Origin of the sequence: Verrucomicrobium sp. BvORR034, assembly GCF_000739635.1 — a bacterium.
Lineage (GTDB): Bacteria > Verrucomicrobiota > Verrucomicrobiia > Verrucomicrobiales > Verrucomicrobiaceae > Verrucomicrobium.
On the sequence record NZ_BATQ01000007.1, the window covers coordinates 60,294 to 72,985 of the forward strand.

Sequence of the window (12,692 nt, forward strand, 5' to 3'; positions counted from 1 at the left end):
CCGCACCCTTCACCGGGTGCGGCTTTTTTGTGGGGGGTGTGGCAGTGTCAGGGGTGGCTCGCGGCAAGCGGGGCGCTTGCCCTATAGTGAGTCTGGAAGCGATTGTTCAAGGAGCGACTCCAGCACCTCCAGCAACCGTCCACCCTGGGCCTGTAGGGCGACCGCTTCGGTTGCCTCAGCCAGGGGCCGCGCGCGGCAAGCGGAGCGCTTGCCCTACAGTGAGTCTGGAAGCGATGGTCCAAGGAGCGACTCCAGCACCTCCAGCAACCACCCACCCCGGGCCTGTAGGGCGACCGCCTCGGTTGCCTCAGTCAGGGGCCGCTCGCTGAACCCGGCAAGCAGAGCGCTTGCCCTACAGTGTTTCAGGAAGCGATTGTCCAAGGAGCGGCGGTTTGTGCTTCAAGCACAACCGCCGTGGGTGGCCGGAGGGATTGCGGCACCCCATTGCCCTTGAGGTCCCATACCTCATACGGCTTCGGGGTAGGGGCACACGCTGCGCTTCGTTCCCAATCGGCGGTTGTGCTCAAGGCACAAACCGCCGCTCCTTGGTCAGGAGCGACTCCAGCACCTCCAGCAACCACCCACCCCGGGCCTGTAGGGCGACCGCCCCGGTTGCCTCAGTCAGGGGCCGCGCGCGGCAAGCGGAGCGCTTGCCCTACAGGAGTAATTCCAGGCCTACCCGCTCCCATTCTGCGACACCATCGACACCCTTTTTAGAGGTTCACTGAGAAATAGAGAGAGGGACTTTTTTGTGAACTACTAAATATGGTGTCGATGGTGTCGCAAAACCTCTTAATTGCTCTCCAGTGGGATGATCACCCAGCTCCGGCAGTTTCGGGTATTTTGATGCCTCACCCGATCCGGGCACAACCGCGCCAGCCTTCCCAGAAAAGTGCCGCAGGCATTGGGGAAATACAGGGCCCGCTGCACGTCTCCCCGCACCTCGGGGATGGCCAGGAGCTGGGCTTCCAGTTCGTTGGCGGTGCCGGTCCAGGTGTCCTTCAGGTGCAGGGTGAGCAGGGCGCGGTCCACGAGGGCGAGGAAACGCACCTCGGCCGAGAGCTCGCGGATGGACTGGATCAGCTCCGGGTGGTGCCAGTGGCGGATGCCGCTGCGGCTGTCGCGCAGATCCGCCGGGATCTGAAACTCGTGCAGCAGGTAGTGGGTGAAGTGGGGCAGCTCGTCCATGAGCGTCTGCCAGAAGGCGGACTCCTGCTCCAGGGAGTTCGTGGGCATGGGCATGGGGCAGCGGGCGGCGCGCAGGATCATGAGCTTGTCCTCCAGGCTGTCATCCAGCGGGGGCAGCACCTGCATGTTCTCCGGCTCCTCATTCAGCGCCACGGTCATGCGCCACACGGGGTCCAGCAGCAGGGCATCCTTGCGCTTGGCGTGCAGACGCTGCTCATGCCCGTAGAGCAGCTCCTTGATGCGGGCGCCGAACTGACGGCGGGCGCGCATGTCGGTGGTGCCGTTCTCGTCATCCAGCCGCAGGTGCTCGCAGCCGAAGAGGTCCGCATTGAAGTCCGTGGTGCCGGTCATGTAGCCGTAGGGGCGGCACTCGCGACCGCCCAGCAGCCGGGTGATCACCTTTTGAAACAGGGACTTCCCGCTCTTCACCGGGCCTGCCATCACCAGCACCTGCCCGGCCTTCCGCCAGTGGGCGTGCATGGCCAGGATGGAGCACTGCAGCCAGCCGTAGAGGTGCACGCGCTGGTCATGCTCCTCGCTCACGAAGAGGCCGTCGATCAAGGCCCGCAGCACAGGCCAGGGCCCCGGCACCGCCACGGGCATCTGGGGATCGGTCGTCACCAGGATGAGCTGCCCGTTCACCTCGCGTGGACCCTTCACATGCCCGGCCAGCGGACCGGCGTAGCCCACCGGGCGGCGGCACTGCACCATGGTGATAAACTCCTCGAACTCGGAGATGAGCCCGGGCTTGGCCGTCATGATGGCCATGCCGCGCACCTTGCAGTGGCGGCGCAGGGGACCTTCCATCACAGGGAACCAGTCCCCGCGATCATCCAGGATGAGGTATTCCTTGTGGGCCTTGTCGTAGTACACTTCCTCGAACCACGCGGCATGGCTGCGGCGCAGGGCGCGCGTGTAGGCCGGGCGCTGCTGGATCTCCTCCCCGATGTCGCGGCGGGTGGCCTGATCCTCGATACCGGTGGCGTCATCAAGGGAGAGCCGGGAGGCGAAGAGAGGCGGCAGGTCCATGGTCGGTCGTGTGTTCGTGTTCGTCGTCGTAGTTGCGTACATGAGAAATGAAGAAAGGGTTGTGTCAGTCGGCGAAGAGAAGCTGGAGGGACCGCGCGTGAGCCTGCGGATCCGCCAGAAGATTGGCCAGGTCATTGCGAATGGCGGGCAGCTCGATGACGTCCACCTGCGCCCCGGCCACCCTCAGCTCGGCATGCCAGGTGGCGGCGCCATTGCGACCGGCCTCGCCCTCATCCGGCAGGATGCGCACGCGACGGCCGCGCAGCAGCTCCAGCAGCTTGGGATCGCGGGTGAAGGAGGCCCCTGCCGTGACGGCGGCCAGCGGCACCCAGGGGGCATCGGCCAGATCGATGGCGGAGGCCGCCTCCAGCAGGCCCACCACGCCCTCCACCATCAGCACCGGCGGGCGGCCGCGACTGAGGAAACTACGTCCGAAGAAACTGCCACGTGACCCCGCCAGCGTCCTGGCCTTGGTCGGGCCCCGGGAGGTGCGCAGCAGGCCGCCATCGTAGCGGCGCGCCTGGGCAAAGGTGTCCTCCACCAGGCACCAGCAGGTCTGCCCGTCCACCCGCGTGTTGTGCAGCAGCCCCTTGTTTTTGAACAGATGCACCATGCCCGGGGTGACGTGCCGGAGCGCCGCGATGCGCGCCTCGTCGGCATCGGTAAGAGGAAAGAACGTATGCCGGGCGCGATGCTCCGCCGGATTCACCGCCGGGGGCTCAGACGCCCGCCTCCGGGGCGGCAGGCTGGAGCGGTGCAGGGGCGGGGAGCCTGTCCCGCCTCCCGACTCATCCTCCTGCAGCAGGTGGCCATACGGCATGTGGCCACTGCGGTCGGCATCTCGCAGCTTGTGGCGCAGCTCCGCCTCCGTCCACACGGGGCGGGAGAAAGCACGGTTCCAGTGCTCCAGCAGCGGGCTGGCCGCATCCGGCGGGAGGTTAAAACCACGAACCAGCACCACCGCCACGCGAAAGAGCGCCGCGCTGCCGCCCTCACCCTGGACGGAGGGCGGCATGCGGGAGATATATTGCCAGGCCCGGTCCTCCACGGGTTGCGGCGGACGCTGCCTGGGTGTCGCAGCCAGTGGCGTTCTCATCGTCGTCGTTTTCATCATCACCATCATCAGCGTCTCCTCGTTTGTTCCTCTCCTTGATGCTCTCTCTCTCCGTGCTGTCCCCGGCACCGGGCACAGCAAATCCCTTTCCGGTATGGGAACTCCCACCCGGTGAATGAAGGGCCGCGCTCTTCCGCGCGAGTGCGGGTACTATGAAATATCAGTCCGTTCCGTCCGGCTTCGGGGCGGCTGACGCAGGCACCGTGAGCCGCCGCTTGAACTCCTCCACCCCCGCGCGCTCGAAGCGCACCAGACGGCCGATCTTGATGTAAGGCAGCTCCCGTTGGGCCATGAACCGCTCGATCGTCTTGGGCCTGACCCTCAGGATGCCCGCCACCTCCAGCTTGGTCAGCAGCCCCTCCGTACCCTCCAGTGACTTGTCAGTCGCATTTCCAACCATGGAGAACAATGTGCGCTAAGCTTGGACATAAATCAAACGGGGAAAAAGGCAGAAGGGATCTTTCCTCAACTCCCCAGGGCCAACGTTAAACACTCCCCCTCGTGCCCCTGCCCATTTTCTCCATTGTCCCCTTGCTCGGGGGTCAGGGGTCCGAATGATCCCTTGCCTCGAGCTGGCCCGGCGATACCCAAGTATGATTCAGAAATTCGACAAACTCGCCATGGCGCTTCCTGTACCTGAAGCCCCCGATGCCAATGCCGCCGCCGCCGTCCAGGAGCTCCTGGGAGGGAAGTTCGGGGAGATGTCCACCCTGATGAACTACACCTTTCAGTCGTTCAACTTCCGGGGACGTCAGAAGATCCGTCCCTTCTACGATCTCATCTCCAACATCGCTGCGGAGGAGTACAGCCACATCGAGCTGGTATCTGCGACGATCAACCTCCTGCTCACCGGCACCACCGCGCGCGCCGACCGCAACAAGACACCAGAGACGGCGAACAAGCTGGACCCTTCCCCGCTGGCCCAGGCGATGGGAGCACGGAACTCGTATCACTTTCTCTCCTCGGGTCAGACGGCCCTGCCTATGGACTCCATGGGGCAGCCGTGGACCGGCGCCAATGTGACGGCGACCGGCAACCTCAAGATGGACCTCCTGCATAACTTCTTCCTGGAATGCGGAGCGCGCGCCGGGAAGATCCGGGTGTATGAAATGGTGAGCAATCCCACCGCGCGCGCCATGGTGGGATTCCTGCTCGTGCGAGGTGGCGTGCACATCGTCGCGTATGCCCGTGCGCTGGAGAAGCTGACCGGGGCGAACGTGGGCGCGCTCCTGCCCATCCCAGACGTGTGCAACAAGAAGTTCCCTGAGGCCATGGTGCATGAGGCCAAAGGCATCCACCGGATCATGTATCGCTGGAGTCCTGAGGACTATCGTGAACTGGACAAGATCTGGAATGGCCCACACCCCGAGGATGGCCAGGAGTTGATCGTGCAAGATGGGATGCCAGAAGGCGCGCCCTGGCCGGAGCTCGAGGAGGAGCCCCAACTCGGCGCCCCGGGTGCAGATGACATCGATCCCGAAATGCTCGACTGGTACGGCAAGATGCTGGACAAGTAGGCCAGGCCGGAATGCAAGAAGGGGACAACGATAGGTTATAGGGGCGAACCCAGCCCCGCCGCCGTGCTGTGCTGCGCTGTGTGGGGAAAGTTGGATCAAGCTTGCACTATTTTGAGGCTGACGCTCCGCCCGGCCCGATCCTGCCATGTATGTCCCTCACTTACCAACCCTTTGCAGAAGTGCCAGAAGTCGTTGAACTTGGAAAACAGCTCGACAAAAACGTAGGCGTTGGCGAACGCTGGTTGACGTTGGCCCTGTCCGGCGCGCTCTTTACGGCGGGATTGCGTTCCCGGGGGCTTGCTGCCGTGGCCCTGCACGCGGGCGCCCTGGCTCTCAGTGCACGGAGTGTGACGGCCCATTGTCCGCTTTATTACCGTATGGGCATCAACACCAACCGGCCCGGCGCAGCGACCCCGGAGCATGAGGAAACAACGGAAGCCGGGTCGCAAGATTGAAGGCGCGCCCATTTTCTTGCGGGAGCGCCTCAGTCGTGGCTGCGTTCGTAAGAACGCGGTCCGGCTGCGCGGAACCCAGCGTGCTCTTTTGACGCTACAGGGTCGTGCCACGCTCCGCACTCTCACGAGTGCAGCCACGAGCTACTCGCGGGGAGCGCCTCAGTTGTGGCTGCGTTCGTAAGAACGTGGTCAGGCCGTGCGGAACCCAGCACGCTCTTTTGACGCAACAGGATCGTGCCAGCCACCGCACTCTCACGAGTGCAGCCACGAGCTACGAGCTACTCGCGGGAAGCTCCTCAGTCGTGGCTGCGTTCGTAAGAACGCGGTCCGGCTGCGCGGAACCCAGCGTGCTCTTTTGACGCAACAGGGTCGTGCCAACCACCGCACTCTCACGAGTGCAGCCACGAGCTACAAGCTACTCGCGGGAAGCTCCTCAGTCGTGGCTGCGTTTGTAAAAACGCGGTCAGGCCCCAAGTCACCCACCACGCTCTTTTGACGCTACAGGGTCGCGCCACCCACCGCACTCTCACGAGTGCAGCCACGAGTTACGAGCTACGACTTACTCGCGGGCAGGCCCCCTGCCTTCCCTTAACCCTTCGTGCCTTCGTGTGAGAACATCAGATTCCCAGCACGCAAGGCTTCCGTACTTCCTCACTTTTCACTCTCAACTTTTCACTTTGCCCATCAGCTACCCGTCCCCGTACAGGGCTGGCTCTGCTGCTTGTAGGCCCCCAGAATGGCTGCAATGAGCGGGCCAAAGCGTTCCTTCAGCTCCAGAATGCGGCTGGTGTTGTGCATCTCCACGCCCTTGCGCTCACTGCGGATGAGCCCTGCCTCCCGCAGCACCTTGAAGTGTTGGGAGAGCGTGGACTTGGGCAACGTGCGATTGTCCACCACCAGGAAGTTTGAGCACGTCATCGGGCACTGGGAGCCCTGGATGTCGGCAAAGATCTGCACCCGCACCGGATCGGAGAAGGCATGAAGAATGCCTTCCACGGTGATGTCGTTGACGGATGGATGATGCAGCGGTCGCATGGGGTGTTTACATAGCATACGGTCGCCGGGCCCGCTACGCGGCAGACACAAGACGGGAAGACACAAGACGCAAGACCTGAACTGGCGCATGGGGGCACGCCCAGCGGAGCGGTCCTACCAAAGGAGGTGGGGGTTCCCAGCCCCCAACCGGCTGCGGGAGCGGAGGGATACAACGTGTTGGGCGTTTTGGACACCACGAGGTCTGCCACGTCAGGGGCCGCTCGCCCTACAGCGTGTCAGGAAGCGATGGTCCAAGGAGCGGCGGTTTGTGCTTCAAGCACAACCGCCGTGGGTGGCCGGAGAGATTGAGGCACCCCATTGCCCCTGAGGTCCCATACCTCAGGCGGCTTCGGGGTAGGGCCACACGCTGCGCTTCGCTCCTCCTCGGCGGTTGTGTTCAAGGCACAAACCGCCGCTCCTTGGTCGTGGAGGGCTTGCTGGCGATATCGTGGTGCAACGGAACGGCGCTGGGACCCCCGCCTCCTTTATGTGAATCGCTCCTCTGATCGTGCCCTTCCCTGCGCCAGCTCAAGTCTGATGTCTGGAGTCTCCTTTAGACCCGATGCAGCTTGTACGGGTACACCTTGTTCGCATTCCACTGGCACACGTACAGATCCCCCTGGTCATCCGCACACACATCATGCCCGTGCTGGATGACGGCCTGTTCCTGCATCATCAGCAGCACCTGGCCGTTGTCGTCGAACTTGGGCGCGGTGCCGCCGGGGTTCGAGATCACACGGTTGTCCTTGTCCAGGATGGTGACAAAGCCGCGGTTCAGCTTGGGACGGTAGTCGTTGGGGATCATGCCAAAGCAGACCCCCGCCAGGAGATGCTCACCGCTGATGACCGGGCGGCTGATGAAGGCCCCCGGCAGATACACGGACCGGACAAACTTGCCATCCAGCGTGAACCACTGGAACTCATTGCGCATGCGCTCCGTGCACAGCAGCAGCGGCTCCGGTGTGCGGGTGTCGATTGCCACGCCATGCGCCTGCAGGAACTTCCCGGGGGCGAGATCGCTTTTGCCGCCAAACTTGTCCAGGAACTTGCCCGCGGCATCGAAGCGGAGGACAAACTGCGAGCCGTAGCCATCCGCCACGTAGATCGTCCCGTCCGGGCTGGCCGTGGCCTCCGTGGGCGCATACTTCTGGCCCACGGGGTAGGCCCCGCACTCTGCCGCCGTGGGCAGTTCCAGCAGGATCTTGCCCTCCAGATCCGCCTTCAGCACCCGCCCTTTGGTATCGGTGATCCAGAGCACCTCCTTGTCGCCCTCGCGCACCAGAGAGAGACCGTGTGCCCCGCCCAGGTTGAGCGTCCAGGTGCCCAGCAGAGCGCCCTTCTTGTCGTAGATCAGCATGTTGTTCTTCGCCTGATCCGTCAGCATGAAAAGGCGGCCATCCCGCACCTGCACCATCTCGTGGCAGTTGTTCACCGGCACCTTCGTGGCATCCGCCTGGCTCCAGAGCTTGTCCACCCGGTAACGGTGCGTGCCGTGGCCGATGACGGCCCCGTGAAACTCCGGCGCCGTCTTGTCCGCTGCCTGCACATACGGGAACGGGAATGCCGTCAAGGCCGCGGCGGCGCTCGCGGTGGAGTGGGAGAGGAAACTACGACGAGTGAGAGGGCGGGCGGGGGACATGGGCATGGACATGCTGGTGCGGGAGAGAAAGAGGGAAGCGGTGCGACGGGCCGGTCTTGCAGATGAAGGCGCGTAGAGTCAGATCCCACCACAGGGATGCGAAGATCCGACCGCTGCGCGGAGACAGGAGCCGCTGCGCGGGAGACGCCAGACAGAAGACTTGAGCTGGCGCATGGAAGGGCACGATCAGAGGAGCGATTCGCATAAAGGAGGCGGGGGTCCCAGCGCCGCTCCTTGGACCATCGCTTCCTGACACACTGTAGGGCAAGCGCTCCGCTTGCCACGCGCGGCCCCTGACGTGGCAGACCCCGTGGTGCCCCCCAAACGCCCAATACGCTGTATCTCTCCGCTCCCACGCGGGGCTGGGACCCCCGCCTCCTTTGGCCTGACCACTTCGCTGGGCGTGGCTCCTCATGCGCCAGCTCAAGTCTGGTGTCTGGTGTCTTCCAGTCTGGCGTCTCCCTCGCAGCGTGACAGGAAGTTCATGGGAGAAGCAGGCGGAAGCGCGCGTTTTGCTCCCCGATGCTTCTCGTTTCATGAAACTACCTTCCGCCACGCTCCGCCCCGGTCTGCTGGGGCTTCTCCTCGCGTCCTCCGTGCTTCTCAAGGCAGCAGAGCCCGCCCCTGCCCCCGGCCCCCTCGCCGCGGCACTCCAGCCGCTGGTGGACCGTCAGATCATTGCCGGGGCGGTCGCTCTGGTGGCAGACAAGGAGAAAGTGCTGGCTCTGGAGGCCGTGGGCCTGGCCAGCGTGAAGGACAAGATCCCCATGCGGACGGACAACCTTTTTTGGATCGCCTCCATGTCCAAATCAGTGACCGGCGCTTCCCTCATGATGCTGGTGGATGAAGGGAAGCTCAGCCTCGATGATGCGGTGGAAAAGCACCTGCCTGAATTCAAAGGCCAGAAACTGGTCCCGGAAGAAGGCGGAGCCGAGCGGTCACCAGGGCATCCCATCACCGTGCGGGAGGTGATGAGCCACACCAGCGGCCTCATCTCCGCAGGCGACAAGAGATTGAAGCAGAAGAACCTGCTCGCAGAGAATGTGGCGCAGTACGCCGCGGCTCCGTTGCTCCGCGAACCCGGCGCGAAATACCAGTACAACAACTCCGGCATCAACACCGGTGCCCGCGTCGTAGAGGTGCTGGCGGGACAGCCCTTTGCCGAATTCCAGAAGTCCCGCCTGTTCACCCCTCTGGGCATGAAGGACACCACCTACTGGCCCACAGAGGAACAAGGCAGCCGCCTGGCCAGGACCGTGAAACGCACAGACGACCAGAAGGGGCTGGAGGACATCCACCTCGACAAGACCCTGACTCCGGAGGGGATCGCGCGGCTCAGCAAAGGGGTGAAGGTGCCCCAGTTGATGCTCACGAACTTCGGGGTGGGCAAGATCTTCGAGTACCAGAACCAGTACGGCGAGCCTGCAGGGGGCCTGTTCTCCACCGCCGCTGACATGGGCACCTTCTGCCAGATGCTGCTCAACGGCGGCACCTGGAAAGGGACGCGTTACCTGTCAGAAAAAGCCGTGCACGAAATGGCCGCCTCCCAGACAGCCGGTGTTTCCGTGAACCCCTCAGAAACCTATGGCGTGGGCGTCTCCATCAAGATCAAAGAGGACGAAGGCCTGCCCGCAGGCAGCTACGGGCATCGCGGTGCCCGCAAGACCATGATGTGGATCGACCCTCAACATGATCTCGCGCTCGTGCTGCTGGTGCAACTCTGGGAACTCCGGCCGGAGGATCAGAAGGAGCTGTACAGCACCTTCTTGAAGACGGCCGTGGAGAAGTACGGGAGCCCGCTGCGCGGGCAGACAAAAGAATAGAAGACGTCAGACACCAGACTTGAGCTGACGCCTGGAAGGACGCCCCCAACGAAGCGGTCAGGCCAAAGGAGGCGGGGGTTCCCAGCCCCGCGTGGGAGCGGAGGGATGAAACACATCAGGCATTTGACCGTGATGGGGTCTGCGGCGTCAGGGGACGCTCGAGGCAAGCGGGGCGCTTGTCCTACAGTGAGTCAGGGGCGGGGCAAAGGAGTCACAGTCCCGCCACCCAGGCCCTTCAAAGGCAGTCCCGCATGCGGGACTGCCACTACTTTGCGCAGCCGCCTCGGGCGTAGTCCGACGGTCCCCGTCGGCTTGGCAGCGGAGGGAAAACGCATGGCTACCCTCACCGGCGATTCGCCGCGATAGACTCAGTCCACCCGTGCAGCTAGCGCCCCTTCATGGCCTCCGCCCCCTCAGGCCCGAATCGCTCCGCTGCTCGTGCCCTCCCCGGCACCAGCTCAAGTCTTCTGTCTGCCCGCGCAGCAGGCCGCTGACCATTTTTATCCAAGGGTTCCGAAGATTGTGTCGGAATCGCCAAAATCAGTTTTCTTTCCCCGGTCGAAATGCAATTTATCCGCTCTTAATATGAACATCACTTTGCTTGAGCTCGCGGAGCTTTTGGGCGTTAACCCGCCTGCTGATGGCGCAAACTTGTCCATCACTGGCTTTGCCTCGCTGGGAGACGCCCGTGCGGGGGAACTCACCTTTTTCTCAGATGCCCGCTATCGCCAGCACCTGAACAGCACCAAGGCCAGCGTCGTGCTCGTCACGGCCGATTGCGAAAAGGTGCCAGACCATCTCACGCCGCTCGTCGTGCCGAATCCCCCCGCCGCCTTTGAGAAGGTGGTGCAAAAGTATGGGTTCCAGCCCACCCCGCCCGTGCCGGGCATTCACCCCAGTGCCGTGGTGGCAGAGCCGGATTTCGGCGGCAGCACCGGCATCAGCATCGGCGCGCATGCAGTCGTCGAGGCTGGCGTCCGCCTGGGGAACAACGTCGTCATCGGCGCGGGCTGCTACGTCGGACACAATGTGCAGTTGGGCGAGGGCACCCGCCTTTATCCCAATGTGACCGTCCAGGAATCCTGCCAGATCGGCCGACGCGTCACGATCCACTCCAACACCGTCATCGGCGCGGATGGCTTCGGCTATGAGTTCGTCAACGGCGAGCACCGGAAGGTCCGCCAGACCGGCATCGTCCAGATCGATGACGATGTGGAAATCGGTGCGGGCACGACCATTGACCGCGCCCGCTTCGGCCGCACGTGGATCGGCCAGGGCACCAAGATCGACAACCAGGTGCAGGTGGCGCACAACGTCGTCGTCGGGAAGCATTGCGTCATCGTCGCCTCCGTCGGCATCTGCGGCAGCGTCCAGATCGGCGATTACGTGGTGATCGGCGGGCAGGTGGGCATCATCGAGCACGTGAAGATCGGCTCAGGCGCCTCCATCGCCGCCCGCACCGTGGTCACCAAGGATCTGCCCCCCGGCCGCGCCGCCTACATGGGCTTCCCCGCGGCCCCGGCCAAGGAAGAGCGCCGCCGTATGGCCGCCGCCCGGAAACTTCCCGAGCTGGTGGAGACCGTGCGTGAGTTGCAGAAGAAGGTCGAAGTGCTGCAACCCGCTTCGACCGAGCCCTGACCGACCCGCGAAGCGGGAGACGCCAGACGAGAAGACACCAGACGCCAGACATGAGCTGGCGCATGGGGAGCCATGCCCAGCGAAGCAGTCAGGCCGAAGGAGGAGGGGGTTCCCAGCCCCGCTCAGTCGCGCGACCCACGTCCTCCAAAAGCCGAGCCAAGCTTCGAGACTCCGCTGAGTAGCCTTCTCGGACTGCTTTGCTCCGCCCCCGACGCTGTAGGGCAAGCGCCCCGCCTGCCACGCGCCACCCCTGGCGCCGCAGATCTCACCCCGTTCTACCACCGCCAACGCTGCCTCCCTCTGCTCCCAAAGCCGGTTGGGACAACCGGACTACGCCCGCCCCGCCCCTCGCCCCCAACCCCTGCGCCAGCTCATGTCTTCTGTCTTTCGTCTTCCAGTCTTCTGTCTCCCTGCCCTGCCCGCTTCGCGGGCCTTGACTTCGCACCATCCTGTTTTCCGGTGGAGGGCATGGAAGGCAGGCAGGGCGGATTCCCCACCACAGAATGGACAGCCGTGGTCAAGGCAGCGTGCACCGGGGACACCCAGGTGCGGCGGCAGGCTCTGGACGGCCTGTGCCGGGACTACTGGATGCCCCTCTACGCCTTTGCCCGGCGTATGGGGCATGACCAGCATGATGCCCAGGACCTCACGCAGGGCTTCTTTGCCTATCTGCTGGGGAAGGACCTGCTCACCTCAGCCAACCGCGAACTGGGCACGCTGCGCACCTTTTTGCTGAAGACCTTTCAGCGCCACATCGGCGACGTGCTGGATCGCGAGCGCGCCCTGAAGCGCGGCGGCGGGCGGGAGTTCATCTCGCTGAATGTGAACCTGCAGGAGGTGGAGACCCTTCTGAGCGAGGCAGGCACCGCGACCTCCGGTCACACGCCCGAGGCGCTCTACGACCAGGCCTGGGCCCACGCCATGCTGCGGGCCGCCGTGCTGCATCTGGCGGATCTGGAGACCCTGGCGGGGCGGGGGCGGCAGTTCCAGGTGCTGGAGGGCTGCCTGAATCCCGACGCCACGGATTCGAGGAGTGCACAGGAAGCCGGCGCCCTCCTGCAGATGTCTGAGGAGGCGGTGCGCCAGACCGTGAGCCGCCTGCGCAAGAAATTCCGCCAATGTCTCCGCGACCGCATCGCCGCCACCCTGCAGGACCCAGATGACGCGCGCATCGATGAGGAACTGCACGCGCTCAAAGCGGGCCTGCGCAGCCGCAGCGCCTCGTCAGCCGCGGGCTGATGAAGTTTTTTGCCA

General features: G+C 64.1%; 10 protein-coding genes. 5 read left to right on the forward strand and 5 right to left on the reverse strand.

The window, feature by feature from the left end; all coding sequences use genetic code 11:
* Positions 1–792: 792 nt before the first annotated feature.
* The 3 genes from BV034_RS00990 to BV034_RS01005 all read right to left on the reverse strand — a co-directional run bounded on the left by BV034_RS00990 (position 793) and on the right by BV034_RS01005 (position 3,731).
* On the reverse strand, positions 793–2,217 hold the full coding sequence (locus tag BV034_RS00990; RefSeq protein ID WP_265592496.1) for a hypothetical protein: 1,425 nt from the start codon (positions 2,215–2,217) through the stop codon (positions 793–795).
* Positions 2,218–2,281: 64 nt separating this feature from the next.
* Positions 2,282–3,313: a hypothetical protein gene (locus tag BV034_RS00995; RefSeq protein ID WP_265592497.1), complete on the reverse strand. Its 1,032-nt coding sequence runs from the start codon at positions 3,311–3,313 to the stop codon at positions 2,282–2,284.
* A gap of 178 nt (positions 3,314–3,491) precedes the next feature.
* Positions 3,492–3,731 (reverse strand): helix-turn-helix domain-containing protein, encoded by a 240-nt coding sequence (locus tag BV034_RS01005; protein ID WP_050023226.1) that lies wholly within the window; start codon positions 3,729–3,731, stop codon positions 3,492–3,494.
* 193 nt (positions 3,732–3,924) lie between these two features.
* On the opposite strand from BV034_RS01005, the gene BV034_RS01010 reads away from it, so the two are divergent.
* Together BV034_RS01010 and BV034_RS01015 are read left to right on the forward strand one after the other, a co-directional pair.
* Entirely contained in the window at positions 3,925–4,848 is a 924-nt protein-coding gene (locus tag BV034_RS01010; RefSeq protein WP_050023228.1) for a manganese catalase family protein, read from the forward strand.
* A gap of 149 nt (positions 4,849–4,997) precedes the next feature.
* Complete coding sequence (locus BV034_RS01015) at positions 4,998–5,303, forward strand: DUF2892 domain-containing protein (protein ID WP_050023230.1); 306 nt, start codon at positions 4,998–5,000, stop codon at positions 5,301–5,303.
* Positions 5,304–5,987: 684 nt separating this feature from the next.
* Here BV034_RS01015 and BV034_RS01020 read toward each other — a convergent pair.
* Entirely contained in the window at positions 5,988–6,338 is a 351-nt protein-coding gene (locus BV034_RS01020; RefSeq protein ID WP_050023232.1) for a helix-turn-helix domain-containing protein, read from the reverse strand.
* 553 nt (positions 6,339–6,891) lie between these two features.
* Positions 6,892–7,977, reverse strand: a complete 1,086-nt coding sequence (locus BV034_RS01025; protein WP_063768637.1) for a twin-arginine translocation signal domain-containing protein — start codon at positions 7,975–7,977, stop codon at positions 6,892–6,894.
* A gap of 536 nt (positions 7,978–8,513) precedes the next feature.
* Here BV034_RS01025 and BV034_RS01030 point away from each other — a divergent pair.
* The 3 genes from BV034_RS01030 (at position 8,514) to BV034_RS34355 (ending at position 12,677) form a co-directional block, all read left to right on the forward strand.
* Positions 8,514–9,800: a serine hydrolase domain-containing protein gene (locus BV034_RS01030; protein ID WP_050023234.1), complete on the forward strand. Its 1,287-nt coding sequence runs from the start codon at positions 8,514–8,516 to the stop codon at positions 9,798–9,800.
* A gap of 585 nt (positions 9,801–10,385) precedes the next feature.
* A complete protein-coding gene (gene lpxD / locus BV034_RS01035; RefSeq protein WP_050023236.1) occupies positions 10,386–11,438 on the forward strand; it encodes a UDP-3-O-(3-hydroxymyristoyl)glucosamine N-acyltransferase in 1,053 nt (350 codons plus the stop codon).
* Positions 11,439–11,906: 468 nt separating this feature from the next.
* Positions 11,907–12,677, forward strand: a complete 771-nt coding sequence (locus tag BV034_RS34355; RefSeq protein ID WP_050023238.1) for a sigma-70 family RNA polymerase sigma factor — start codon at positions 11,907–11,909, stop codon at positions 12,675–12,677.
* Positions 12,678–12,692 lie beyond the last annotated feature (15 nt).

Coding starts and splice junctions, on each gene's coding strand:
- BV034_RS00990 (WP_265592496.1), bottom strand. CDS start 2,217: ATGGACCTGCCGCCTCTCTTCGCCTCCCGGCTCTCCCTTGATGACGCC.
- BV034_RS00995 (WP_265592497.1), bottom strand. CDS start 3,313: ATGAGAACGCCACTGGCTGCGACACCCAGGCAGCGTCCGCCGCAACCC.
- BV034_RS01005 (WP_050023226.1), bottom strand. CDS start 3,731: ATGGTTGGAAATGCGACTGACAAGTCACTGGAGGGTACGGAGGGGCTG.
- BV034_RS01010 (WP_050023228.1), top strand. CDS start 3,925: ATGATTCAGAAATTCGACAAACTCGCCATGGCGCTTCCTGTACCTGAA.
- BV034_RS01015 (WP_050023230.1), top strand. CDS start 4,998: ATGTCCCTCACTTACCAACCCTTTGCAGAAGTGCCAGAAGTCGTTGAA.
- BV034_RS01020 (WP_050023232.1), bottom strand. CDS start 6,338: ATGCGACCGCTGCATCATCCATCCGTCAACGACATCACCGTGGAAGGC.
- BV034_RS01025 (WP_063768637.1), bottom strand. CDS start 7,977: ATGTCCCCCGCCCGCCCTCTCACTCGTCGTAGTTTCCTCTCCCACTCC.
- BV034_RS01030 (WP_050023234.1), top strand. CDS start 8,514: ATGAAACTACCTTCCGCCACGCTCCGCCCCGGTCTGCTGGGGCTTCTC.
- lpxD (WP_050023236.1), top strand. CDS start 10,386: ATGAACATCACTTTGCTTGAGCTCGCGGAGCTTTTGGGCGTTAACCCG.
- BV034_RS34355 (WP_050023238.1), top strand. CDS start 11,907: ATGGAAGGCAGGCAGGGCGGATTCCCCACCACAGAATGGACAGCCGTG.